This window comes from Sulfitobacter sp. THAF37, from assembly GCF_009363555.1.
Classification (GTDB): Bacteria; Pseudomonadota; Alphaproteobacteria; order Rhodobacterales; family Rhodobacteraceae; genus Sulfitobacter.
In genome coordinates this window covers 202320-226711 of the sequence record NZ_CP045372.1, presented here as the reverse complement: position 1 = coordinate 226711, position 24392 = coordinate 202320, and the positions used below count along the sequence as shown (strand labels likewise).

Below are 24392 nucleotides of genomic sequence, written 5' to 3'. Positions count from 1 at the left end.
ATGCCGCAAGCCGATGCACATGAGCGGCAAGGCCCCTTTGCCGGAGTTAGAGCGCGACCAGGTGATTGTCCCACATCAGCGGGGCGCTGGCCCGCGCGCCGCCGGTGCCGCCCAGGCAGCGCAGGGCACCGGTGCCGGTGGTCACGGTAAAGCCGTCCGCCGCCGGGGCCACGCCACAGACGTCCTCCAGCAGCTCGGACCGCGCCAGCGTCATGGTCGCGGTGTCATAGAACTGGACCGTCCCGCCGCGGGGCGAGGTGACGGCGACTGTTGCGCCATCGGGCGCGCAGGCGACACTGCCGATGTAGCCCTGCATCCGGTCCACGGCGTCGGCAGGCGCGTCGAACAGGGCGATCTCCGCCCCCCTGCGGTGCAGACCCACAAGCGCCTCGACCGGTGTCTCGCTCTGCCACTGCATCCCGAGCGCGACCTCGCCGCCGGGACCGACCGCAAGGTGACGGATCGAATTCTTGTGCAGGGCAGAGGGCAGGGCGGCCTGTTCCACGATACGCTCCGCCTCGATATAGGTCAGGTTTGGCGCCATGGTGGGGATGTTCAGCTTGGCCCGCCCGCTGTCGGGGTGGGTGTCGATGCCGCCGTTGGCGACGATCAGCGTGTCGGACCCCGGAAGGCGCCTGATGTCATGCGGGCCGATGCCGCCGCTGGCGATCTCGCCCACACGGGCATACCCCGCTGCGACGTCCCAGATGCCGATGCGCCCGGTGCCCTTGGTGAAATCGTTCTCGGTGGTGTATAGCAGGTCGCCCGCCCGCGAATAGGCGCCGTGGCCGTAGAAATGCCGCCCCTCGGGGCAGGCCAGGGTGCTGAGCAACCGACCGCTCGCGCAGTCGATGACGAGCGCGAAGGTGCCGGGCCTGCGGGCAAAGGCCACCGCCTGCGGGCGGCTGGGGTGGGCCGCCGCCGCGTGGCCGCGCGCGGGCAAGGGGATCTCGAACCGCACCGACAGGTCCGCGCCGATCCCGCACAGCAGGTAGCTGCCGTCGGACCGCCCCCCGGCGGCAAGATAGGCGGGCGAACCGGCGTCGGCCCAGGTGGGGCGCGGCAGAACCCCTGCGGCGATCAGCCCGCCGAGAAAGCGGCGGCGTCCGGTGTTGGCGGGGCGCTGCATGTCAGTCACCGTCCATTGAGTTGAACCCGGCGGCCACGCCCAGCGTCGGGCCCAGGTCGGCACGAGCGAGGGCGCGGATGGCGGCGATGTCCTGCTGGATCACCTCAATTCTCAGCCGGCTCTGCGGCTCGGCCACACCGGCAAAAACCGGGTCATCCAGCGTCTCCAGCCGGTCGAGCGGCTTTACGAATGCGGAATCGAGCGCGGCGGTCACCTTGGGGTGGCCTGTGGCCAGCCGGTCGGCCAGATCGCGCAGGGACAGGAGGCTGAGACGCACGTTCCGCGCGGAGCGGCCAGAGCGCCAGGCCTCGGCGCGGGCGGGATAGGACCGCTCGAAGGTGCCCAGCGGGCGGCCCATCCGGGTTTCGGCGGTGAATTCCAGCCCGGTCGTCAACGCGGTAAAGAGCTGTTTCAGCACCTCCTGCTCAGAGCGATAGGGTGCGTCGGGGCCGGGGGTCAGCATCGCCTCGGCATAAGTGTCCCGCCAGTCCTCGCGGATCGCGCGGCTCGTTGCGGCGATGTCCGTGCTCACGGCACGCACCAGCGCGCAGAGATAGGCGGCATCCGCGCCCTCGGTCAGGCCGGTGTCATACAGCAGGTAGTCCAGCGCATAGAACCCCCGCGCGGCGATGGAAACCTGGGCAAAGCCCTCGGCGGTGTCGATCACCGGGTCGCGGTCGGCGATCAGCCCGGCCAGCGCGCCGGGCGTGGCGCCCCGGCTGTCGGGCCAAAAGGCCAGGGCAAAGCCCCGGTCGCCCACCTCGGTCGGGCCAAAGCGCAGGTGGCTGGCGCTGATCCAGGCGTCAAAGCTGTCGTGAAAGGCCGCGCGCAGTTCGGGCGAGGTGGTCTCGCAGTCCGTCTGCGCGACCCCGGCGAGCGTCCGGGCCGTGTCCGACAGGGCGTCGACACGCGGCAGGATGTGATTGTTGACCACATCGGCCGTCCTGGCCGGGGCGTTCTGCGCGGCCGCCGCGAGGGGCAGGAGCAGCGCGGCAAGAAGGATCGTCAGCTGTTTCATAGGCTCTCCAGAAAGGCAATGAGCGCATCGCGCTCGGCGGCGTGCAGATCAATGACCGCATCCCGCTGTCCCTGCGCCTCGCCGCCGTGCCACAGGATCGCTTCCAGCAGGGACCGGGCACGGCCATCGTGCAGGAAATAGGTATGGCCGCTGACGGCTTGCGTCAGACCGATACCCCAAAGCGGCGGCGTGCGCCACTCCGTTCCCGTCGCCCGCGCCTCGGGGCGGTTGTCGGCCAGCCCCGGCCCCATGTCATGCAGCAGCATGTCGGAATAGGGCCAGATCAGCTGAAAACTCTGCGCGGGCTGGTCGTTCAGCCGGTGAGTGACAAAGCTGGGCTGGTGGCAGGTGACACAGCCGGTGTCGTGGAACACCTGCTTGCCCCGCAGGACCTGTGGGTCATCGACATTGCGCCGCTCCGGCACGGCCAGGTTGCGGCTGTAGAAGGTGACAAGGTCCAGCCCTTCGGCGTCGATCTCGGTGCCGCGCGCATCGCCGTCGCCGTGGGTGGCGGCCTGGCAATCGGCCTGTAGGTCGGTGCATTCCCCCGCGCCTGCGGTGAAGAGCGGGTTGGAAATGCCGATGTCCCCGATAAAGGCCGAAGCGGATTGTTCCAACACCGATGGGTTGCCCGCCTTGTGGCCGAAGCGGCCCAGCATCGGTTTGTCCAATGCGGTGGACCAGACGATATTGGGCCGACCGGATATGCCGTCGCCATCCGCATCCTGCGGGTCCGACAGCGCCAGGATGTCGGCGGCGGGAATCGCCTCCAGCAGGCCCATGCCGATCATCTGCGGCGCGACGCGCGGGCTGAGCATCGCTTGCGGGTGAAGCGGGCCATAGCCCAGATCGGCGGCGCGATAGGTCGGATGCCTGAGCGACACCTCGGTGCCGTCGGCCAGCGCGATGGTGTTTTCGGTATAGGTGACGTCGAGCCGGTATTCGGCAGGCAGGCCCAGCACCGCGAAATCCTGCAGCTGGGTGCCATAGGTCGGGTCGGGACGGCTGGCGATGTAGCCCTCGATTTCTTCGATGGCATCGCTTTCGCCGCCGGGGATCGACACCCGCAGGAACATGGAGATCGCGTTGTCGTCGCCCGCTTCGGGCGGGTGGCCGCGCCCGTCCTTGATATGGCACCGCTGGCAGGACCGGGCGTTATAGAGCGGCCCCAGCCCGTCGGAGGCCAGGGTGGAGGCGGGGGCCGAGACCCAGAGCTTGCGGAACAGCCCGTTGCCGACCTTGAAGGTCAGCTCGTCCTCGAAGCTGATGTTGCCCGAAGGCTGTGAAAAGGCATCCGCGGTTTGCCGCGCCCGCACGGTCGCCGCCCCGCCCGAGAGGTGTTCGAACGGCGACGGCGCGGTGAAATCGGTGGGCGGGGCGGTGACGGCGGCGATCCGGGCGGCTTCCGCCGTTGTGCGGGGGATCACGTCGAGATGCGCGTCGTCCAGCGTGGGGGTGTCCTGCGCCAGAACCGCCGACCCCGTAAACAGGGCCAGCGGCAGCAGGGCGCAGGACAGGTGCCAGGTGGGTCTTGACGGGCGGGCGGTCCGATCCTGCAAGCGGGCTGGAAGCGGTTGGCTGACCGTCATGAAGGCACCCCTTGAGTCAGAAGGACACGACCGCCGCGAGGCCGACCGCCGTGGATTTTACCCCGCCCACATCGAAACGGGCGACGCCGAAGTTGATTTCCGTCCGGTCATTCAGGGCGCGGTCTACACCAAGCGCCAGCATGGAGTCACGCCCCGTCCCGGAGGTGTTGACCACGGTTCCGGTGCCCGAGAATGTCCACTGGTCCAACGCATAGGCCGCGCCGAGGGTGGTATAGGTGGCATCGGCTCCGGTGCCGCCCGCGCCGTTGAAATGGGCGACTTCGCCGATCATGTCCCAGCCGTTGCCAAAATCATGGGCGACGCCCGCGACCAGACCGTTTTCGTCCGACACGTCGCCGATGCCTGCCGACAGGTGCCGTGCGCCGACCCAGGCAGAGGTCGCGCCGAAGCTGTGGGTGTATTGCACCGCCGCATTGTTCAGCTTGCCGGTGTTGCCCACACCGCCCGCCGCCGCGGAATTGCGCCCGCGCCGGTTGCCGATGCTGTCGCTGAGAAAGGTGTCGTCAGGGTAGAACAGCGCCACCGACAGGGTGCCGTTGGTGCCGATCGGGGTATCGACAACGGCGCCGATCATTTCGGACAGTTCGTAATCCTCGGCCAGCGAGGTGCCGTAGTAGCCCGGCGCCGCGTCCCACGCCACGCCAAAGACCGGGCTGAGCTTGCCCAGTGACAGCGTGGTCTCGCCAAAGGCAAAGCTGAGACCCAGCGCATCGACGTAGAGCCCCAGATCTTCGAAAGCGCGGTCGTCGGTGGCGTCGGTGATGGATTCCAGCGTCAGCCCGCCGAACGCGGTGATACGGTCGGTGATCGCGGCCTCAAAGGCGGCTTCGATGCTGATGTAGGTATCGCTGAATTCCGCGGTGGGGTCATCGGAACTGACGGTGCTGTCCACGCCGACCTCGACGCTGCCTTCCCAAGTAAAGGCGGCGTCCTGTGCCGTTGCCGATTGCGCACCGAGTATCGCGAGGCTGCAAAGCCCCGCCAAGTTTAACTGTTTTTTCATTGTTGTTGTCCTAGGGAGGGGAGGAAGGCGCTGGCAACCTGCTGCCAGCGCACCGCATTATTGGAAAACGGCGTTTGGATTGTCGAGACTGTCCGAGCCTTCGAAGGCGAGTTGATCGAGGCCAAGCTCATTTACGAGGCGTTCGATGGTGCGGGTCTGGTCGATCAGGCCGTTGACGCCCCCCATGATCAGGGTTTCGCCCCCCGCGTTGCCACGTTCCAGCATCTGGTCATATGCAAAGCCCGCTTCGGCGGCGGTCTTGATTCTGCCCAGGGCCATCATCGTCGTCGCAAGCTTCTCTTGCATTTCGCGGTCCAGCTCGGGGTTGGTTTCGGCCACCAGGTCCGACAGGGACGGGCCAGAGACGGTGGTGCCGTCCACGCGGACATATTCGCCCAGATAGGTGTTCTGCACGCCCAGACCGTCGTAGTAATGGCTGTTGTGGGTGTTGTCGGAAAAGCAGTCGTGCTCTTCTTCGGGGTCGTTCAGCATCAGGCCCAGGCGCATCCGTTCACCGGCCTGTTCGCCGTAGGACAGCGACCCCATGCCGGTCAGCATCGCGACCAGCCCGGCGTTCTCGTCCTCCAGCAGGGTGCTGCGCGCGGCGCCGCCATCGGCCCATTGACCTGCCATCCATTCCAGGTCCGACACCAGCAGATCGGTGGCGGCCACCAGATAGTCGGCGCGCCGGTCGCAGTTGCCGTTGGTGCAGTCCGCCCCGGTGGCGTAGTCCGTCCAGGGGCGGTTGCCCGCGCCGGGGGCGTGGCCGTTCAGATCCTGACCCCAGAGCAGGAATTCGATCGCGTGGTAGCCCGTGGCGACGTTCGCTTCGATCCCGTCAGCCTCCTGCAGGGTGTCTTCCAGAAGGGTCGGCGTGATCTCGGTCGCGTCGACCTCGCTGCCGGACAGGGTGAAGGTCGGGTTCGCCACCACGTTCAGCGCCGCCAGCCCGTTCTCGTCGGACGGGCCGCCATAGCTGTCGTCGACGTAGTCGATCAGCCCCTCGTCCAGCGGCCAGGCGTTCACCTTGCCCTCCCAGTCGTCGACAATCGCGTTGCCGAACCGGTAGACTTCGGACTGCTGATAAGGCACGCGGGCCGCCAGCCAGGCCTGCCGCGCCCGTGTCAGCCCCTCTGCGCTGGGGGCCGCGACGAACTCGGCGACCGCGTCCTGCAGGCGTTTGGCGGTGGTCAGGCTGTCCGCGTATTTCGCCGATGCGATGTCGGCGTAGTTTTCGATCACCTCGGCCTTTTCCACGGCCAGCGCCGGGGCGGCGACGGCCAGAAAGGCGGCGGTGGAAAGCAGGATGGAGCGGGTCATGGGATGTCCTTTCGTCTAGGGGCCGCCGTGCCGCGGGCGGGGTGCTGGGCCGCACGGCCCTTGGCGAGTGGCGTGCCCGCGGTCGAGTCGGGGCTGGCTGGCCCCGTTATATCCGAGTGAATTAATAAGGAAATGGTTTCCGATGAAAAAAGTCGGAATATGCCTCCGCCACGCTGGGGCGTGAGGGTCCTGCCGGTGTCGCGCGGACAATTCTGCAGCCTGTGGTTGTCTTGTCTAGCCGCAGATACCGCTGACGGGTTCCCGCCTGCCCGGGTCGCGGCAACCTGTCGCCAGGAAAAATTGCCCGCGATGGTCCGGCGAACAGGGCATCTCAAAAAAAATCAACCTTTTTGCTGACGGCATGACGCGGAAAGCCTGTCCGCCAAATGACTGAAAAGTGATCATTTTTGATCCTGTCGATCAGTGCTTCGAAAATGTTCCCGCCTGTTTCGAAAAGAATGCGCGGAACATCGCCGACGCCGACTTGTTGCCCCACCAGAGAAAATGCCGGGGGCGGCGCTGTCCCGCCACCGGCTGCCTAACACTTGGAAATATCAAGGAGATCTACATGACCATCCGCACATCACGCACATTTTCGACAAGCAAGCTGTTGCTCGGCGCCTCTGCGCTGACCCTCGCGGCGGTGCTGCCCGCATCCGCTCAGCAGACCAACTCGACCCCTGTGCAGGGCGGCGAAGTCGTGGTTGAGCAGAAGGACGCCGAAGTCGATGTGACCGTGCCAGAACCCGACGTGAATGTGACACAGGGTCAGCCTGTCGTGACCGTGGAACAGCCGCAGCCGGAAATCACCGTCGAAGTGCCCGAACCCACCGTGCGCGTCCAGCAGCAGGCCCCGGTGATCACGGTCGAGCAGGCGCAGCCGCAGATTACCGTCGCCATCCCGGAACCGGTCGTCACCATCGCGGTGCCGAACCCCGAAGTCGACGTGAACACGGGCGAGCCGAAGGTGGACCTCAACCAGCCGGAACCGGTCGTTCGTTTCGTACGTCCAGAGCCGAAGATCACCGTTCAGGAGAGCGAACCGAACATCCAGGTCGAAAGCGCAGAGGCCCAGGTCGACGTGGCCGAGGCCGAAGAAGCCAAGGTCGACGTGAACCAGGCAGAGGCCCAGGTGAACGTCGAGCAGAGCGGCGACGCCAATGTCGTCATGGACGAAGCCGAAGATCCGCAGGTCAATGTCGAACGCGCCGAGGGGGCCGACATCAACGTGACGCAGGAAGAAGCGCAGATCGTGATGAAGGACTACAACGCGGACGAACAGGGCAACATGTCCGAAGACGACCGGGCGCGCTATGCGGACGAGACACAGAACCTGCCGATCTTTGACATGACCGTCAGCGAACTGGTGGGCCGCAGCGTGGCGACAGAGACCGGCGAAGATGTCGGCGAAGTCGATTTCATCGGTGTGCGCGGCGATACGATCGTGGCGATCATCGGTGTCGGCGGTTTCCTTGGCATGGGCGAGAACGAGGTTGCCGTGCCGGTGAACCAGATGCTGGTCCGCGAGACCGAGCTGATCGTGCCCGGCACCACCGAAGAGCGCCTTGAGAGCATGCCGGAATTCAACGAATCCGAAGTGCGCCTGCTTGATGCGGACATCCGTCTGGCAGAGGAAGTCGGTCTCGACTGATATGGCTTTCGGGCAAGCATGGAGGGGAGGCTTTCGGGCCTCCCCTTCTTCGTGCGCCAGATATGAAAGCGGGCTGTTCTTCTTATCCCGAGATGCCCGTTGTCGCGTGATGCGATCCACAGATGTGGAGAGCATTACGACCGATTTTCCCTTCACCTGTCTCAACCCGCAACTTTCCAGCTTGGCCCGTGAAGGAGCATTGTCCCGAGCCACAAACTCCATCGTCGACTCCGCTCCCAGCTTGGTGACGGCGGCAAGGTTGCAAAGCGCGTCCATGTATCTGCCCAGTCCGAGACCGCGCAACGCAGGCTCGACAGCTATCAGCCCGACCCATGCCGACTTGTAGAACGGGCTGTGAGGGTTGTGGGTCATGGCCGCGAAACCGGTCGCGACAATACGACCGTCGATATTCTGAAGGGCGATGAGCTGTGCTTGGAAGAGCCTCCCGAGCAGAGCATCCGCCGAAAACGGAGAAACACCCTGATCTGTCAGAAAGGCCTGCACGTCGCGGACCTTCTGGGGGGTCAACTCATCATCGGGAACAGGCAGAAGACCCTCCGGAAGTGCGGCTTCGACGATGCTCCCACATACGTCGCGGATCGCCCGGGCGTCTGCCATGAACAGGTCCCAGTAATGCAGATTTGGCTCGAACGCGCCGAGTTCCTTTTTCGCGGTTTCGACTGTTGCCGGGTCGGCACCGCGCAGCGTTACAAGGCCTTCGTCAGACATGACGTTGCGCAAGTAACTCCAGCCCAGGGCCGTCGGGTCGTCGCTCGAAAACGTGCGTGCATGGACCACCGCTCCCGGCATGTCGATGAGCTCTGGCACCTGCTCATCCCTTGCCTTTTGAAGTGCCTGGATTTTCGGGTCGCCGTAATAGGGAGAGAGGGCATTGGACCTCGCAAGTGCATTCTATGTCAGTTTGTCTACCAGAATCGCGTTGAGTGTCGATCCTGTCCGACGCAGGGCGGCCAGTTCCTGAAACTCCTTCGATTTCCAGAAATCCCTCGCGGAGCTGCGGTCTGGAAACTCGATGATGAAAGCAGCGTCTGGCAGCACGTTCTCACCTTCCATCGCCTCCGGATTGCCGCCTCGCACCAGAAACCGTCCGCTGTGTCGCTCTACCACTGCAGGGATTTTCGAGAAGTAGTCGTCCATCCAGTCGCGACTATGGATCTGCATTTGGCCAATTACGAATGCCGCCATTGATGCTCCATTTCCCGACAAGAAGGTATGATGAGGCCCAGCGTGCCATTGCAGGCCGCAGCATGTCAAACTGCGCGTGACCTGATGGCCCTTCCGAAACTGTTGAATGGCCTGCCAGTGACCGCCGGAGCAACATCGGTCGAAGTGGGGTCCAAGCGGTCATTGTGCTGCGAACCGCGGCGGGTTTTCCCGGGCATCATGAGCTGGAAAAGGGGGCCGACTGGCCAGCCCCTTGCGTTTCGGGGTGGCGGACAAAACGGACGTTGCCCAGCCGTGCCAGCGCCGGACCGGGGGACGGCGCATCCGACATTGGAGCTGATGCACTTTATCGCAGCCAAGTACATCTTCGCTCGAAGCTATGCACCAAGCTCAGCCAAAGCGCCGGCCCATGGGGCCGGTCCGGCGCTGGCACGGCGGCCGCCATGGGCGGCCTCGATTCCGTGCCGGAGGATGTGAAACTAGGTCCGCAATTGGCTTGGAGCGGCCATCGCGCGGCGCGCCCTTATCCCCATCTGCCCCACGAAATGCAAAAGGGGGCCGTCTGGCCCCCCCCTTATTGACGCGCGGTGCGGTGGTCGGGCTCAGGCGGCTGCCTGTGCCTCGGGGCCGAAACGGCCGTAGAAGGTCTGGTTCTTCTCGGCCATCTCGCGCAGCAGGTCGGGGCACTTGAAGCGGGGGCCGAACTTGGCCTCCAGCTGGTCACAGCGTTCCGCCGCATAGGGGGTGCCGATCATGTCCAGCCAGGAGAACGGGCCACCGGACCACGGGGCAAAGCCCCAGCCCAGGATTGCGCCCACGTCGCCTTCGCGGATGTCCATCAGCACACCTTCCTCCAGCGCGCGCACGGCTTCCAGAACCTGAACGAACATCAGCCGGTCCTGAATTTCCTGCAACTCGGGCTGTTCGTCGGCCAGCGGATACTTGTCGTGGATGCCCTTCCAGTAGCCCAGGCGCTTGCCCTTTTCATCGTAGTCGAAATACCCGGCCTTGGCCTTGCGGCCCAGACGGCCAAGCTCTTCCATCCAGACGATCAGGTCGTCGGCCTCGGAAGCGGGGTATTCGTTGCCCATCGCCGCCTTGGTGGCGCGCATGATCTTGGTGGCCAGATCGACGGAGGTTTCGTCGCCCAGCTGCACCGGCCCCACGGGGAAGCCCAGCAGTTGCGCGGCGTTGTCGATCAGCACCGGTGCCACGCCTTCGGTGATCATGCGGTTCGCCTCGCCGCCGTAGGGGATGATGCAGCGGTTGGCGTAGAAGAACCGCGCGTCGTTGACCACGATCGGGGTTTTGCGGATCTGGCGCACGTAGTCGAGCGATTTGGCCACCGCGCGGTCGCCGGTCTTTTCGCCCTTGATGATTTCCACCAGCGCCATGCGTTCCACGGGGCTGAAGAAGTGGATGCCGATGAACTGATCCGGGCGGCTCGATGCCTTGGCAAGGCCGGTGATCGGCAGGGTCGATGTGTTGGAGGCAAAGATGCAGTCCTCGGGGATCACCGCCTCGACCTTCTGGGTCATCTCGGCCTTGACCTTGGGGTCCTCGAACACCGCTTCGATGATCAGGTCGCAGCCTTTCAGCGCGTCCAGATCCGGGGTGGCGGTGATCAGGCCAAGGGCGGCTTCCTTCTTCTCGGGGGTGGATTTCTTCTTGGCAAGGCCCTTGTCGAAATAGGCTTCGGCATAGCCCTTGCCCTTGTCGGCCGCTGCTTGGTCACGGTCGATCAGCACCACCTCGATCCCCGCCTGGGCCGAGACCAGCGCGATGCCCGCGCCCATCATGCCCGCGCCCAGCACGCCCAGTTTCTTCACCCGCTGATCCGCGATCCCTTCGGGACGCACGGCACCTTTTTCCAGTGCTTCCTTGTTCAGGAACAGCGACCGGATCATGGCCGAGGAAGAGGGGTTCATCAGAACGTGGGTGAACCAGCGCGCCTCGATCTTCAGCGCGGTGTCAAAGTCGACCAGCGCCCCTTCATAGACCGCCGACAGCAGCGCTTTGGCGGCGGGGTAGACCCCCTTGGTGTTGGAATTGACCATGGCGGAGGCACCCACGAAGGTCATGAAGCCCGCCGGATGGTAGGGCGCGCCGCCGGGCATCTTGTAGCCCTTGGCGTCCCAGGGTTTGACCAGATCGGCATCCTTGGCATTCAGCACCCAGTCCTTCGCGGCGGCGACCGGGTCATCGGCGACTTCGTCGATCAGGCCCGCCTTCACGGCAGCCTCGGGCGCGACCATCTTGCCCTCCAGCAGGAAGGGGGAGGCGGCCATCGCGCCCAGCTTGCGCGACACGCGCGTGGTGCCGCCCGCGCCGGGAAAGATGCCGACCATGATTTCCGGCAGGCCGATCCGCGCCTTGGGATTGTTGGCGGCAAAGATCCGGTGCGTGGCCAGCGGCAGTTCCAGACCGATGCCCGCAGCCGTGCCGGGCAGGGCGGCGGCGATGGGTTTGCCGCCGGTCAGCTTCTTGGGGTCCATGCCCGCGCGTTCGATCTTGCGCAGCAGGGCATGCATTTTCATCGTGCCCTCGAACAGGCCCTTGGCCGGGTCGTCGCCCGCGTCCGCCTTCATCTTGGCCAGCAGGTTCAGGTCCATGCCGCCGGCGAATGAGCCGTCCTTGCCGGAGGTGATCACGATGCCCTTGACCGCATCGTCGGCCAGGGCGTCGTCGATCAGGCCGTCAAGTTCGGTCAGCCCGTCGATGGACATGACGTTCATGGACTTGCCGGGCACGTCCCAGGTGATGATGGCAACGCCGTCGGCGTCTGTCTTCATGGTGAAATCGGTCATTCGATGTGTCCTTTAATCTGTGGTGTGCATGCCTGACACGGCGTTCATCCGGTCCATCCAGTCGGCATGTCCAATGGTGTGCGCCGTGCTGACCGCCCGCCAGACCCCTTCCGACCGCCGCAGGGTGATGCAGGACCGGTAGGGCGCGACGAAAAGCTGGTCGTCGCGGAAAAGTTCGGTTTCGTAGATGCCCGTCGCCAGGTCGGCCCCCAGCATCGTGGCGGAGTTGGCCCGGTGGTGCAGGTCGCTGAAGCCCATTTGATGCAGACCGATGCGGAACAGGTGGAAGTGTTCGCGCATGTCGCGGCGGTGCACGAAGGTACGGGTGTCCCGGGCGGTGATCACCTGGTAGGGCAGGTCGATCATGGACAGGTAGCCTTCGGCATCATCCGCGCGGATGATGTCGATGACCTTGTCCAGAAATGCCTGCAGGTTCAGCATCATACGCGCTCGATGATGGTGCCCGCGCCCATGCCGGAGGCGATGCAGAGCGTGGCCAGCCCGACTTCCTTGTCGGACCGCTCCAGCTCGTCCAGCAGGGTGCCGATGATCATGGCGCCGGTGGCCCCCAGCGGGTGGCCCATGGCGATGGCGCCGCCGTTCACGTTGACCCTGTCGTGATCCACGTCAAAGGCCTGCATGAAGCGCAGCACGACCGAGGCGAAAGCCTCGTTCACCTCGAAAAGGTCGATGTCGCCGATGCTCATGCCGTTGTCCTTGAGGATCTTCTCTGTCACCGGGACGGGGCCGGTCAGCATGATGGTGGGGTCGGTGCCGATCTTGGCGGTGGCGCGGATGCGGGCGCGCGGCTTCAGCCCGTGCTTTTCGCCGAATTCCTTGGTGCCGATCAGCACAGCGGCAGCGCCGTCCACGATCCCGCTGGAATTGCCCGCGTGGTGGATATGGTTGATCTTTTCCAGGTGCGGGTACTTCATCATCGCGATCTTGTCGAAGCCGGGCATGACCTCGCCCATGGCCTGGAACGCCGGGTTCAGGCTGCCGAGGCTCTGCATGTCGGTTTCGGGGCGCATGTATTCGTCGCGGTCCAGGATGGTCAGACCGTTCTGGTCGCGGACGGTGATGACGGATTTGTCGAAACGCCCGTCTTTCCAGGCTGCCGCCGCGCGCTGCTGGCTGGCCATGGCCAGCTGGTCGGCGTCATCGCGGGAGAACCCGTATTCGGTGGCGATGATGTCGGCAGAGATGCCCTGGGGGACGAAGTACTGCTCCATCGCGATGGAGGGATCGACGGCGATGGCGGCGCCATCGCTGCCCATCGCCACGCGGCCCATCATTTCGACCCCGCCGGCGATATAGGCTTCGCCCGCGCCGCCGCGGACCTGGTTGGCGGCCAGGTTCACCGCCTCCATCCCGCTGGCGCAGAACCGGTTGATGGCAAGGCCGGGGATCCGTTCGTCCAGATCAGAGGCCAGCACGGCGGACCGTGCGAGGCAGCCGCCCTGTTCCATCACCTGGGTCACGTTGCCCCAGATCACGTCCTCGACCGCGTGACCTTGCAGATTGTTGCGCTCCTTGACCGCGTTCAGGGTCTGGGCGGAAAGCCGCAGCGCGGTCACTTCGTGCAGCGCGCCGTCCTTGCGGCCCTTGCCGCGGGGGGTGCGCAGCGCGTCGTAGATGTAAGCGTCTGTCATGGTGATCTCTTCCTTTCTCAGGCGCGGTCAGCGGGGCTGCCGGGCATCAGGTCATAGGGGGCTTTCCAGCCCGGTTGTTCGGACAGGCGTGTCAGCCAGGCGTCGATGTTGGGCCAGTCGGCACGGTCGAAGCCGAAAGGTTCGGGATAGTAGAGATAGCCGCAGCAGGTCAGGTCCGCGTTGGTGATCGCGTCGCCCACGATCCAGTCCCGGCCCGCGAGATGCGCGTCGAGCACCGCGTAAGTGGCCTTCAGCCGCCCGAGGTTGAAGTCGATAACCTCCTGCGGGCGTTTCTCCCTGGGCAGAAAGTTCATCAGGAACCGTGTCATCCCGGCTTGCGAGCTCAGCTTGTGGTTGTCCCAGAGCACCCAGCGCAGGATCTCGCGCCGCTCGGCCGCGTCGCGGCCGCCGAACTTGCCGGATTTTTCGGAGACATAATCCTGGATCACGCCCGACTGGGTCAGGCGGACATCGCCGTCGATCATCACCGGCGCCTCGCCCATGATGTTGAGGTCGTTGCGGAATTCCGGTGTGCGGCCCTGACCGCCGAAGAAGTCCACCTTGACCGGTTCCCAGTCGAGGCCGGACAGTTCCAGCGCCAGCGCCGCCTTGTAGCTGTGGCCGGATTCGCCGAAGCAGTGGAGTTTGATGGTCATCTGCTGTCTCTCCTATGTCTGGGTCGGACCGGGGGTTTCACACCCCCGGACCCCCGTGGTATATTTACGGAACAATGAAAACCTGCCCGCGCGTCACAGTGACCGCGCGATCAGTTCCTTCATGATCTCGTTGGTGCCGCCGTAGATGCGCTGGATCCGGGCGTCGGTCCACATCTCGGCGATGGCGTATTCCTGCATGAAACCATAGCCGCCGTGCAGTTGCAGGCACTCGTCCAGCACCTCGCCCTGGGTGTCGGTCAGCCAGTATTTCGCCATTGCGGCCCGGTCCACGGTCAGCGCGCCGCGCAGGTGTTCCGCGATGCAGGTGTCCAGAAAGGCCCGGCCCACCGCGGCCTTGGTCTTGCATTCCGCCAGTTTGAACCGGGTGTTCTGGAACTGGGTCAGCGGGCCGCCGAAGGCTTCGCGTTCCTTGCAGTACCTGATCGTCAGATCGACGGCGCCCTCCATCGACCCCACGGCCTCGCAACCGATGATCAGCCGTTCCTGCGGGAGCTGCTGCATCATCTGGTAAAAGCCCTTGCCCTCTTCCTGGCCCAGGATGTTCTCGGGCGGGATTTCGACATTGTCGAAGAAGAGTTCCGAGGTATCGGAGGCATGTTTGCCGATCTTTTCCAGGTTGCGACCGCGCTGGAATCCATCGGCCCCCTCGGTTTCAAGCACGACGAGCGACACGCCCCTGGACCCCTCGGTGGGGTCCGTCTTGGCCGCGACGATGATCAGATTGGCATGCTGTCCGTTGGTGATGAAGGTCTTTTGCCCCGACAACCGGTAGGCGTTGCCGTCGCGGATGGCCTTTGTCTTGATCCGCTGCACGTCGGACCCGGCGGAGGGTTCTGTCATCGCCAGCGCGCCCACCATCTCGCCCGATACCATTTTGGGCAGCCAGCGTTTCTTTTGCTCTTCGGTGCCGTAGGCCAGGATGTAATGCGCGACGATGCCGGAATGGATGCCGTTGCCCCAGCTGGCCAGGTTGGCGCGCGCGCCCTCGATCAGGATCGCCGCCTCATGGCCGAAATCGCCCCCCGCGCCGCCGTATTCCTCGGGGATGGAGGGGCAGAGCAGGCCCAGTTCGCCCGCCTGGGCCCAGGTCTCGCGGTCCATCTCGCCCTGTTTGCGCCATTTCTCGAATTTCGGCGCCCATTCGGTGCGGATGAAGTCCGACGCCATGTCGGCGACCTGGCGGTGTTCGTCCGTCATCCAGCCCGATGGTGCCGTGCTCATATCGTTCATGAAACCTCCCCAGGTGTGTTGATGCCGCTCAGCGTTTGCGGTCGTCGAGTTCGGCGTTGAAGAGCCGCAGCCGTGCGATCAGGTTTTCCTCGTTGATCACGCTTCCAAAGTTCTCGAACAGGAAAGACAGCGCCTCGCCCTCGTCAAGCCCCGCCTCGCTGCTGAATTTCTTCAGGCGGCGGTAGCCGTCTTCGGTCATGGCAACGGGAAACCGGCGGGTGAGGCGAAAGCGTTTTGGCATTGTCTCTCCGGGTGGTGGGTCGGGCGGGGGCTGTCCCCGCCCCCCTCGCAATCTTAGAAGTTGGCCGCGTCCAGCGCCATCACCGTATCCGCCCCCGACTGGATTCGGGTGAGATGCAGCGCCGTCGCTGGCAACTGACGTGCCATATAGTAACGCCCGGTGGCCAGCTTTGTCTCATAGAACGCCGCGTCGCCGGTGCCGTCCTTCAGCGCCTTTGTCGCCGCGAGGCCCATGCGTGCCCACATCAGGCCCAGGCAGACATGCCCGAACATATGCATGAAGTCATTCGAGCCCGCCAGCGCGTGATTGGGGTTCTTCGGGCCGTTCTGCATGAAGTACATGCCGGCCTGTTGCAGGTCCTTGCTGGCGGCCTTGAGCGGGTCGAGGAAGGCGGCATCATATTCGGCATCCTGACCGGCGTTCTCCTTGATGAAACCTTTCACCATGTCGAAGAAGGCCATCACATGTTTGCCGCCGTCCTGCGCCAGCTTGCGGCCCACGAGGTCGAGCGCCTGAACGCCGTTGGCCCCTTCGTAGATCATCGCGATCCGGGCATCGCGGGTGAACTGCGACATGCCCCATTCCTCGATATAGCCGTGCCCGCCATAGATCTGCTGGGCCTTCACGGTCATGTCGTATCCCTGATCGGTCAGGAAGCCCTTGATCACCGGGGTCAGCAGCGACACGAGGCCGTCCGCGTCCTTGTCGCCCGCGCGGTGGGCGGCGTCAATCATCGAAGCGCCCCAGAGGATGAAGGCGCGCGCGCCTTCGGCAAAGCTTTTCTGGTCCATCAGGCTGCGGCGGATGTCGGGATGCACGATCAGCGGATCGGCGGGTTTGTCGGGGTATTCCGCGCCCGTTACTGCACGGCCCTGCAGGCGGTCCTTGGCGTATTCCAGCGCGTTCTGATAGGCGACCTCGGCCTGGGCCAGACCCTGCATGCCGACGCCCAGCCGGGCCTCGTTCATCATGGTGAACATGGCGCGCATGCCCTTGTGTTCCTCGCCCAGCAGGTAGCCGGTCGCCCCGTCATAGTTCATGACGCAGGTGGAATTGCCGTGGATGCCCATCTTCTCCTCGATGGAGCCGACCGCGACGCCGTTGCGCTCTCCCAGGGAGCCGTCTTCGTTCACCATGAATTTCGGCACGATGAACAGCGATACGCCCTTGATCCCCTCCGGGCCGCCTTCGATCTTGGCCAGCACCAGGTGGATGATGTTGTCGGCCATGTCGTGCTCACCCGAGGAGATAAAGATCTTCTGCCCGGTGATCCTGTAGCTGCCGTCGTCCTGCGGTGCCGCCTTGGTGCGCATCAGGCCCAGATCGGTCCCGCAATGCGGTTCCGTCAGGTTCATGGTGCCGGTCCAGTCGCAGGCGACCATCTTGGGCAGGTAGGTGTCTTTCTGCTGGTCCGTGCCGTGCGCCAGGATAGCGGAGGCCGCGCCGTGGGTCAGGCCCTGATACATCGTGAAGGCCTGGTTCGCAGCCGAGAACATCTCGCCCACGGCGGTGCCCATCACGTAAGGCATGTTCTGCCCGCCGTATTGTTCCGGCATGTCCAGACCGGGCCAGCCGCCTTCCTTGACCTGTTCAAAAGCTTCCTTGAAGCCTTTGGGCGTGTAGACGACGCCGTTTTCCAGCCGGCAGCCTTCCTTGTCGCCCACCACGTTCAGCGGGGCCAGAACGCCGGAGGTCAGCTTGCCTGCTTCCTCCAGGATGGCCGAGGTGAAATCCGCTTCCAGTTCGTCGTAGCCGGGGGTGCCGCTGCCGGTCACGTTCAACACGTCGTGCAGAACGAATTGCAGGTCTTTAACGGGAGGGGTGTAGCTTGGCATGGGTCTTTTCCTGATACGCGTGTCGATATTTCAGAGGGCTTATTCGGCGGCCTTGCGGGATTGGGCCATGGAGGCGATCATCTTTTCCCCCCATTTCAACTGGTCCTTGAGGTCGTCTATGGCCTCGTTCAGTTCGTCCCGCTGGGCTTCCATGTCGGCCAGGCGGGCGCGCGCGATGTCATAGGTGCGCGCGATCTGGGTCTGCTGCTGGTCGCCCATATGGTAAAGGTCCAGCAACTGGCGGATTTCCTCCAGCGAGAAGCCAAACCGCTTGCCGCGCAGGATAAGTTTCAGACGTGCGCGGTCGCGCTTGGTGAAAAGCCGTTTTTGCCCCTGACGGATCGGAAACAGCAGTTCCTTCGCCTCGTAGAAGCGCAGGGTGCGCGGTGTCACATCGAAGGTGTCGCACATCTGGCGTATGGTCATTGTATCGGTTGTCATCTCATCAGCTTTCATCAGAATTTCGTCTGTGTTGACGGCAATCTGGGAATACGAAAACGCTCTTACAACATGAGTTGACGTTTACGTAACTCCTACGTCACGTCACTTTGGGCCGCTCTCGGCCATTCTCCGCTCAAGCTGCTGCAATGACTCGCCGAATTCCAGGCGCCCTTGGCGTAATGCAGTTTGACCCCATTTTGCATTCCACATATTGCCCAAAATCATGTAGGATTAGGCATTGAGCCCGGTGATTTATGTCACATGAAACAATAAAGGGACTCGTCGGAGACTGCGCAGACGCGGCTGATGCAACGCGCCTGTGGTCGGTGGTGGTTACTTTTTTCTATAGCCGCCACATAGATATGGTCAGCTACCACCTCGAAGATACCGGCGAATTGCCGGGCGGATGTCTGGGCTTTGTCGAGGACGGTTTCCCCGAGGAATGGGTCTGTGAATACATCAATTCGAACCTGCGCGTGTCCGATCCGATTCCCGGCCTGGCCGAAAAGCTGTCCCGCCCCTTTCTGTGGTCCGAGATAGAGGCGCTCGGCGATCTGAGCGAAACCGAGACCGATTTCATGCAGCGGCGCAAGAAATCCCGGATCGGAGAGGGGCTGGCGTTGCCCACGTTCGGTCCAAAGGGGCGCAATGCGTACTTTGGACTGGGCTTTGGCACACCGCGGTACCATCCAGACAAGAAGCAGATCTTTGAGCTGCAATGCGCGGCCCAGATCGCACATCTGCGGTTTTGCGAACTGATCGAACCGGTGCGCAAACGCGTCGAGCTTTCGCCGCGCGAACTGGAGATCCTGCGGTGGATGGCGCGGGGCAAGAGCAACAGCGTCATCGCCGAGATACTGGGTATCTCACGTCATACGGTTGACACCATGGGGCGCAGACTATTTGAAAAACTAGATGTGAATGATCGTACAACAGCGGCCATAAAGGGGTTGGGATCCGGTCTTCTCCGGATCAAGGACATGGACGTTGTGTAGCGTACTTGCGGGACATGACCCTCAGTTTCAGGAGGGCTATCCGACCCGTCTATCCGATGCTGCAGGTGCAGCAATCTGCGAAAGGTTGCCAAATGAAGAATTCACCAAGCGAACTTGCCCAGGCTGACGCGCGCGCCAAATTGGTCGAGGCCGCGAAGCTGGTTGAAGACGCGGCCTATGATCTGGCGACGTCGCATTCCAGCAGATTGGTGTCCGAACTGATCGTGATCGCCGCGGATCTCGACCGGATTTCAAGTGGAATTGTCCGTAACGAGGTCAATCAGGACGCTTCCGCGAAGGGTTAAGGTCGGCCAGCAGGACCCTTTCCGTGGCAGGCGGCCTGCCAATCAGACCACAGGGAGGCATAGCCGACGTCGTCAGGCCCGGCGCTTTTCCAGTTCGTCCACTGTCTCATCGTGCAGCCGCTGCAATTCGGCCATCGCCTCGTCCAGCTGTGCGCGCTGGTCCGCCAGTTCCTTCAGCTGACGTTCCGATGCCACGACCCAGGCCTGCATCTGCGCCTCGGTGCCTTCCTTTTCGTAGATCAGCAGCCACTGGCGAATACCTTCGAGGGAAAAGCCGAACTTGCGTCCCCGCAAGATCAGTTTCATCCGGGCACATTCGCGCGGGCTGTAGAACCGGGACCGGCCTTCGCGGTCGGGGTCGAGCAGTTCGATATATTCGTAATACCGCAAGGTCCGCGGCGTCACGTCGAAACGCTCGCACATTTGCTTGAAAGTCAGTCTGTCGTCGGCCATCTTCGCTCTCCCCGGGCGCAAGCTAGGATGATGCCGGGCCAAGCGCAACAGGTGCTCTTGTCCTTTGCGCGCCGGACACCGATAACAGGGCTGATACGCAGGGGACACCGATGGCCGACAAGCTGAAACATGCCAACCAGTTCATCCGCGCCTTGCCGCATTCGCGTGCGCTGGGAATGGAGTTGCAGAGCCTGGGAAACGGGGTTGCCGTCATCGCCATGCCCTATGCGGAAAAGCTGATCGGCGATCCGGACACGGGGGTCGTGCACGGCGGGGCGGTTTCGGCCCTGATGGACACGGCCTGCGGTGCGGCGGTGATGAGCCACCCCAGCAATCCGGGGTCCACCGCCACCATCGACCTGCGAATCGAGTACCTGCGCGGCGCCGTGCCGGGACAGACGATCACGACCGAGGCGACCTGCTATCACATGACCCGTCATGTCGCCTTTGTGCGCGCGACGGCCACGGACGACAACAGCGAGACCCCTGTGGCGATGGCGACCGGAACCTTTTCGGTGGAGGGCCGCAGATGAACAAGCGTCCCCGGCCCGAACCCGTTCAGGTGGTCAAGCAGCGCCGCGATTCCGTGCTGCGCGCGTTGATCGACGGGGTGCCCTACGTGCAGTTCATGGGCATCGGATTCGAACGGCGCGGGGACGAGCTGACCGGGACCATGCCCTTCAAGGAAGAGCTGATCGGCAATCCCCTGTTGCCTGCGCTGCACGGCGGCGCCACGGCGGCATTTCTGGAGGTGACGGCGATCATCACGCTGAGTTGGGCGTTCATCTGGGAAGATATGGAAAGCGGCGCCCTGGATGTCAGCGACGTCGACAATGTGACGCTGCCCCGCCTGCCCAAGACCATCGACTTTACCGTCGACTACCTGCGCTCCGGCCTGCCGCGCGACGCCTATGCCCGCGCCACGATCAACCGGTCCGGCCGACGCTATGCCAGCGTCCATGTGGAGGGTTGGCAGGACCATCGGGACCGGATGTTCGCGCAGGCCACAGGACATTTCGTCATGCCGCAGCGCAGGGATTGACGTGACCGATCCGATCCGGGACAGCGAGGTTCGCGCGATCGAGGCAGGCGCGCTGGCCCCGCGCGACGTGATCACTCACCGCCGGGTCCTGAACATCGCGCTGCCCATCGTGATCTCCAACGCCACCGTTCCGATCCTGGGCGCGGTGGACACCGGCGTCGTCGGTCAGATCGGCCTTGCCGCCCCGGTCGGCGCCGTGGGGTTGGGTGCGATCATCCTGTCGGCGATCTACTGGGTCTTCGGGTTCCTGCGCATGGGCACCACGGGGTTGACGGCGCAGGCCGCCGGCCACGGGGACGAGGCCGAGGTTGCGGCATTGCTGACCCGCGGTCTGACCATCGCAATGATCGCAGGGCTGCTGGTGGTCGGGCTGCAACTGCCGCTGTTCCTCGCAGCCTTCGAGGTCGCGCCCGGCACACCCGAGGTCGAGGCCCTCGCGCGGTCCTACATGGCGATCCGGATCTGGTCCGCCCCGGCGGCCATCGCCGTCTACGCCATCACCGGATGGCTGATCGCGCTGGAGCGTACCCGTGCGGTTCTGGCGCTGCAATTCGCGATGAACGGGATCAACATCGTGCTGGACCTGTGGTTCGTGCTGGGGCTGGACTGGGGCGTGCAGGGCGTCGCCATCGCGACCTTCATCGCGGAATGCACAGGTGCGGCGCTGGGCCTGTGGTTCTGCCGTGCCGCTTTCGCCGGGCCTGCGTGGCGCGACTGGGCCCGTGTCTTTGACCGGGCGAGATGGGTCCGCATGGCGCGGCTCAACTCCGACATCCTGATCCGGTCGCTGCTGCTGGAAGCGATGTTCGTCTCCTTCATGTTCGTCGGGGCGGGCCGGGGCGACGTGACGCTGGCGGCCAATCAGGTGCTGCTGCATTTCCTGATGATCACGTCCTACGGACTGGACGGCTTCGCCTTCTCGGCCGAGGCGCTGGTGGGTCGGGCGACAGGCGCGCGTCAGCGCGAGGTGCTGCGCCGCGGAGCCCTGCTGAGCACCGGCTGGGCCTTTGCGACCTCGGCGCTGGTCACGGTGGTCTTTGCGCTGACCGGGCCGCAGATCGTCGACCTGATGGTCAAGGCGCCCGAGGTGCAGCAGGCCGCGCGGATCTATCTGCCTTACGTGGTCGTCCTGCCGCTGATCGCCTGCGCCGCTTTCATGCTCGACGGGATCTTCATCGGGGCCACGCGGTCACGGGATATGCGCAACATGATGGCGGTCAGCTTTCTGGTCTACGTGGCGGCGGTGCTGCTCCTGCTGCCGCTCTATGGCAACCACGGCCTCTGGGCGGCGCTGATGATCGCCTTCGCGGCCCGCGCGGTAACGCTGGGCCTGCGCTATCCGGCGCTGGAACGGGCCGCCAGCTAGACCGCTGTGCCGGCGCGTCCTGCCTCCGGTCCCAGCAGATCGCCCACCTTTTCCGGCGGACGGCCGATCACCGCGCGGTCGCCCGCAACGACGATGGGCCGCTCGATCAGGATCGGATGCGTCGCCATCGCCGTCAGCAGGTCGGGTTCCGGGCTGTCCGATGTCAGGCCCAGCTCCCGGAACGTCTTTTCCCCGCTGCGCAGCATGCCACGCAGCGAGGCAAGCCCGAGCATGTCGCGCACCGCCTCGATCTCGGCGGCGCTCGGCGCATCTTCCAGGTACCGCCGCACCGTGACGTCGGCGCCGGCCTGCTCCAGCAGCGTCAGCGCCTGCCGCGATTTGGAACAGCGCGGGTTGTGCCAGATGGTGATCACAACCAGTCCTCCCTGCGGCTGCCGACGGCCTCTGCGACAGTGCCGAAGCCGTCCCGCTCCAGCAGCGCATCAAGGCCCCGCGCGATTTCCGTCATCAGGCCCAGCCCGTGAAAGACAAGGGCGGTGTAAAGCTGCACGGCAGAGGCCCCCGCGCAGATCTTGGCATAGGCCTGTTCCGCCGATCCGACCCCGCCGACGCCGATCAGCGGGATATCCGTCAGCGTTGACAGCCGGGCCAGAACGCGGGTGGAACGGTCGAACAGGGGCTGGCCCGACAGGCCCCCGGCCTGACCGGAATGGGCCGACCGCAGGCCGGTGCGGTCCAGCGTGGTGTTGGTGGCGATGATCGCGGCGACCCCGGCAGACTGGGCCACTTCGGCCACGTCGGCGATCTCGGCCTCGGTCAGGTCGGGCGCGATCTTCAGGAACACGGGCGTCGCGCCGCGCACCTGCATCACCCCGGCCAGCAGCCCCGCCAGCGCCGCCTTGCCCTGCAGGTCGCGCAGCTTTTCCGTGTTGGGCGAGGAGACATTGACCGTGGCAAAATCCACGTGGTCCCGCGCCGCCACCATGACCCCGGTGAAATCGGCGGACCGGTCGATGCTGGCCTTGTTCGCACCCAGGTTCAGCCCCACCGGAACGGCGCTGCGCCGCCGCGCAAGCCGGTCGCAGATCAGCCGCGCGCCATCGTTGTTGAACCCGAAGCGGTTGATCGCCGCGGCATCCTCCTTCAGGCGGAACAGACGGGGGCGGGGGTTGCCGGGCTGCGGCAGCGGGGTTGCCGCCCCCACCTCGATGAACCCGAACCCGGCCTGCGACAGGGGCCAGGTGGCGCGGGCGTTCTTGTCGAACCCCGCCGCCAGTCCCACCGGGTTGGGCAGGTCGATCCCGGCAAGCGTGGTCTTCAGACGCGGCGATGTCACGGGGCCGGGTCGGGCGGTCATGCCGCTGCGCAAGGCCCGCATCGCCAGCCGGTGGGCCCTCTCGGGGTCGAGCCGGTGCAGCGCGGCCAGCCCCAGCCGCTCCATCACAGGCCTCACCCGAAGCTGCCCTGGGTTGGCCGTGGCGTCGTGCGGATCAGCCGCGAGGTGCGCACCGCCGCCTGCCGATGGATCACCGCGCGCTGATATTCGGGGTCGGACACCATGGCGAGAAAGGCATGTGCACTGGGGTAGGCGGCGATGAACATCGCGTCCCAGGTCTCCTCCTGCGGACCGATCAGGGTCACGTCGAACCGACCGCTCCACAGCAGGCTGCCGCCCACACGCGCCAGCACCGGGGCGGAGTGCTTGCCATAAAGGGCATAGGCCTCGGCCCCGGTCAGCCCGTCGCGGGCCAGCGGGTGGTCGCCGGGGTAATTGGCCTTGTCGTTGTATGCCACGAGGTTCAGCATGTTCAGCTCCGCATCGCGGTCCAGCGCCTTGAAGGCGTCGAACTGCGCGCGGTCGGGGTCGATGTATCCGGTCATCGGCTGGCCTCCTCCAGACCCGCGGGAAACTGATGCGCGCCGTCCACGATGGGCAACGGCTGGGCCCAGACAACGTCTGCCATCGTCAGGCTGCGGTAGAGATGCGGAAACAGCGCCCCCCCGCGCGACGGCTCCCATTTCAGGTCCGCGCCCGCCGCCTCGGCGTCCACCGCCACCAGCATCAGCCCCTCGATGTCGGCAAAATATTTCTCCGCCGTCTCGGGGGCCTGTTCGGCGGTCGAAAAATGCACGTACCCGTCCGCCACGTCGATCGGCGCGCCTGGGGTGCTGCCGTTCCGGCGCAGCGCGGCCCATTGGTCGGCGAGAAAAATCTTGTAGATCAACATGGCGCAGTGATGCCCCGGCAGAGGCCGGTGGTCAAGCGTCCGCGCCTGCCAGGGGCGCAGGTTCGCGGGCGGGGCACGCCCCCCCCCGCTTCTTTATGCCAAAAATACTCCAACACGCGGTTTCAGCCCGCGCATCCGCCGCATGACGCGGCACCGCTGCCGCCGGGACCGGCTGACCCGGCGGCAGCGGGCGTACAAGCCTTTGACAGGCGGCGGGCCGCACGCCACCATGCGGGCATGCAT

At 64.8% G+C, this 24392-nt stretch carries 25 protein-coding genes; 6 read left to right on the top strand and 19 right to left on the bottom strand.

Annotated elements, in window-relative coordinates; genetic code table 11:
- Nucleotides 1-46 precede the first annotated feature (46 nt).
- The 5 genes from FIU94_RS01130 to FIU94_RS01110 are packed head-to-tail and all read right to left on the bottom strand — an operon-like array spanning nt 47 to nt 6080.
- The gene (locus FIU94_RS01130) at nt 47-1129 is read right to left on the bottom strand and encodes a DUF1513 domain-containing protein (RefSeq protein ID WP_152464034.1); all 1083 of its coding nucleotides are present in this window, start codon (nt 1127-1129) and stop codon (nt 47-49) included.
- 1 nt (nt 1130) lies between these two features.
- Nucleotides 1131-2147, bottom strand: a complete 1017-nt coding sequence (locus FIU94_RS01125) for an imelysin family protein (protein WP_152464033.1) — start codon at nt 2145-2147, stop codon at nt 1131-1133.
- Entirely contained in the window at nt 2144-3736 is a 1593-nt protein-coding gene (locus FIU94_RS01120) for a di-heme oxidoredictase family protein (protein ID WP_152464032.1), read from the bottom strand. The genes FIU94_RS01125 and FIU94_RS01120 overlap by 4 nt, the downstream gene beginning before the upstream one ends.
- A 16-nt stretch (nt 3737-3752) precedes the next feature.
- The gene (locus tag FIU94_RS01115; protein WP_152464031.1) at nt 3753-4760 is read right to left on the bottom strand and encodes a hypothetical protein; all 1008 of its coding nucleotides are present in this window, start codon (nt 4758-4760) and stop codon (nt 3753-3755) included.
- 57 nt (nt 4761-4817) lie between these two features.
- Nucleotides 4818-6080 (bottom strand): imelysin family protein, encoded by a 1263-nt coding sequence (locus FIU94_RS01110; protein ID WP_152464030.1) that lies wholly within the window; start codon nt 6078-6080, stop codon nt 4818-4820.
- A gap of 568 nt (nt 6081-6648) precedes the next feature.
- On the opposite strand from FIU94_RS01110, the gene FIU94_RS01105 reads away from it, so the two are divergent.
- Entirely contained in the window at nt 6649-7731 is a 1083-nt protein-coding gene (locus FIU94_RS01105) for a PRC-barrel domain-containing protein (RefSeq protein ID WP_152464029.1), read from the top strand.
- Between the two features lie 912 nt (nt 7732-8643).
- On the opposite strand, the gene FIU94_RS01095 is transcribed toward FIU94_RS01105, so the two are convergent.
- The 9 genes from FIU94_RS01095 to FIU94_RS01055 form a co-directional block, all read right to left on the bottom strand.
- Nucleotides 8644-8937 carry a DUF1330 domain-containing protein gene (locus tag FIU94_RS01095; protein ID WP_152464028.1) on the bottom strand — a complete coding sequence of 98 codons (294 nt, stop codon included), beginning with the start codon at nt 8935-8937 and terminating at the stop codon, nt 8644-8646.
- 581 nt (nt 8938-9518) lie between these two features.
- Nucleotides 9519-11723, bottom strand: a complete 2205-nt coding sequence (locus FIU94_RS01090) for a 3-hydroxyacyl-CoA dehydrogenase NAD-binding domain-containing protein (protein ID WP_152464027.1) — start codon at nt 11721-11723, stop codon at nt 9519-9521.
- Between the two features lie 12 nt (nt 11724-11735).
- Entirely contained in the window at nt 11736-12167 is a 432-nt protein-coding gene (locus tag FIU94_RS01085; RefSeq protein WP_152464026.1) for a hypothetical protein, read from the bottom strand.
- Nucleotides 12164-13375: an acetyl-CoA C-acetyltransferase gene (locus tag FIU94_RS01080; protein ID WP_152464025.1), complete on the bottom strand. Its 1212-nt coding sequence runs from the start codon at nt 13373-13375 to the stop codon at nt 12164-12166. The genes FIU94_RS01085 and FIU94_RS01080 overlap by 4 nt, the downstream gene beginning before the upstream one ends.
- Nucleotides 13376-13392: 17 nt before the next feature.
- Nucleotides 13393-14031: a glutathione S-transferase family protein gene (locus tag FIU94_RS01075; RefSeq protein WP_152464024.1), complete on the bottom strand. Its 639-nt coding sequence runs from the start codon at nt 14029-14031 to the stop codon at nt 13393-13395.
- Nucleotides 14032-14124: 93 nt separating this feature from the next.
- A complete protein-coding gene (locus tag FIU94_RS01070) occupies nt 14125-15273 on the bottom strand; it encodes an acyl-CoA dehydrogenase family protein (protein WP_152466902.1) in 1149 nt (382 codons plus the stop codon).
- Nucleotides 15274-15310: 37 nt separating this feature from the next.
- Entirely contained in the window at nt 15311-15523 is a 213-nt protein-coding gene (locus tag FIU94_RS01065) for a hypothetical protein (RefSeq protein ID WP_114275103.1), read from the bottom strand.
- A gap of 53 nt (nt 15524-15576) precedes the next feature.
- The gene (locus FIU94_RS01060) at nt 15577-17358 is read right to left on the bottom strand and encodes an acyl-CoA dehydrogenase C-terminal domain-containing protein (protein ID WP_152464023.1); all 1782 of its coding nucleotides are present in this window, start codon (nt 17356-17358) and stop codon (nt 15577-15579) included.
- Between the two features lie 39 nt (nt 17359-17397).
- Nucleotides 17398-17799 carry a MerR family DNA-binding transcriptional regulator gene (locus FIU94_RS01055; RefSeq protein WP_152464022.1) on the bottom strand — a complete coding sequence of 134 codons (402 nt, stop codon included), beginning with the start codon at nt 17797-17799 and terminating at the stop codon, nt 17398-17400.
- A 254-nt stretch (nt 17800-18053) separates the two neighbouring features.
- Between FIU94_RS01055 and FIU94_RS01050 the strand changes: the two genes are divergently transcribed.
- Both FIU94_RS01050 and FIU94_RS01045 read left to right on the top strand, forming a co-directional pair.
- Nucleotides 18054-18794 carry a LuxR family transcriptional regulator gene (locus FIU94_RS01050; RefSeq protein ID WP_152464021.1) on the top strand — a complete coding sequence of 247 codons (741 nt, stop codon included), beginning with the start codon at nt 18054-18056 and terminating at the stop codon, nt 18792-18794.
- A 14-nt stretch (nt 18795-18808) separates the two neighbouring features.
- The gene (locus FIU94_RS01045; protein WP_152464020.1) at nt 18809-19099 is read left to right on the top strand and encodes a hypothetical protein; all 291 of its coding nucleotides are present in this window, start codon (nt 18809-18811) and stop codon (nt 19097-19099) included.
- A 72-nt stretch (nt 19100-19171) separates the two neighbouring features.
- Here FIU94_RS01045 and FIU94_RS01040 read toward each other — a convergent pair whose 3' ends face one another.
- Nucleotides 19172-19552, bottom strand: a complete 381-nt coding sequence (locus FIU94_RS01040; RefSeq protein ID WP_152464019.1) for a MerR family DNA-binding transcriptional regulator — start codon at nt 19550-19552, stop codon at nt 19172-19174.
- A gap of 110 nt (nt 19553-19662) precedes the next feature.
- Between FIU94_RS01040 and FIU94_RS01035 the strand changes: the two genes are divergently transcribed.
- The 3 genes from FIU94_RS01035 to FIU94_RS01025 are packed head-to-tail and all read left to right on the top strand — an operon-like array spanning nt 19663 to nt 21960.
- Entirely contained in the window at nt 19663-20085 is a 423-nt protein-coding gene (locus FIU94_RS01035; protein WP_152464018.1) for a PaaI family thioesterase, read from the top strand.
- Nucleotides 20082-20594 (top strand): PaaI family thioesterase, encoded by a 513-nt coding sequence (locus FIU94_RS01030; RefSeq protein ID WP_152464017.1) that lies wholly within the window; start codon nt 20082-20084, stop codon nt 20592-20594. The genes FIU94_RS01035 and FIU94_RS01030 overlap by 4 nt, the downstream gene beginning before the upstream one ends.
- Nucleotides 20595-20631: 37 nt before the next feature.
- The gene (locus FIU94_RS01025) at nt 20632-21960 is read left to right on the top strand and encodes an MATE family efflux transporter (protein WP_254702640.1); all 1329 of its coding nucleotides are present in this window, start codon (nt 20632-20634) and stop codon (nt 21958-21960) included.
- Here FIU94_RS01025 and arsC read toward each other — a convergent pair.
- The 4 genes from arsC to FIU94_RS01005 are packed head-to-tail and all read right to left on the bottom strand — an operon-like array spanning nt 21957 to nt 24149.
- Nucleotides 21957-22334 (bottom strand): arsenate reductase (glutaredoxin), encoded by a 378-nt coding sequence (gene arsC, locus FIU94_RS01020; RefSeq protein WP_152464015.1) that lies wholly within the window; start codon nt 22332-22334, stop codon nt 21957-21959. The genes FIU94_RS01025 and arsC overlap by 4 nt on opposite strands.
- Entirely contained in the window at nt 22331-23362 is a 1032-nt protein-coding gene (locus tag FIU94_RS01015) for a quinone-dependent dihydroorotate dehydrogenase (RefSeq protein WP_152466901.1), read from the bottom strand. The genes arsC and FIU94_RS01015 overlap by 4 nt, the downstream gene beginning before the upstream one ends.
- 8 nt (nt 23363-23370) lie before the next feature.
- On the bottom strand, nt 23371-23802 hold the full coding sequence (locus FIU94_RS01010; RefSeq protein ID WP_152464014.1) for a DUF1330 domain-containing protein: 432 nt from the start codon (nt 23800-23802) through the stop codon (nt 23371-23373).
- Nucleotides 23799-24149 carry a DUF952 domain-containing protein gene (locus FIU94_RS01005; RefSeq protein WP_152464013.1) on the bottom strand — a complete coding sequence of 117 codons (351 nt, stop codon included), beginning with the start codon at nt 24147-24149 and terminating at the stop codon, nt 23799-23801. Before FIU94_RS01005 ends, FIU94_RS01010 begins: the two co-directional genes overlap by 4 nt.
- Between the last annotated feature and the right edge of the window lie 243 nt (nt 24150-24392).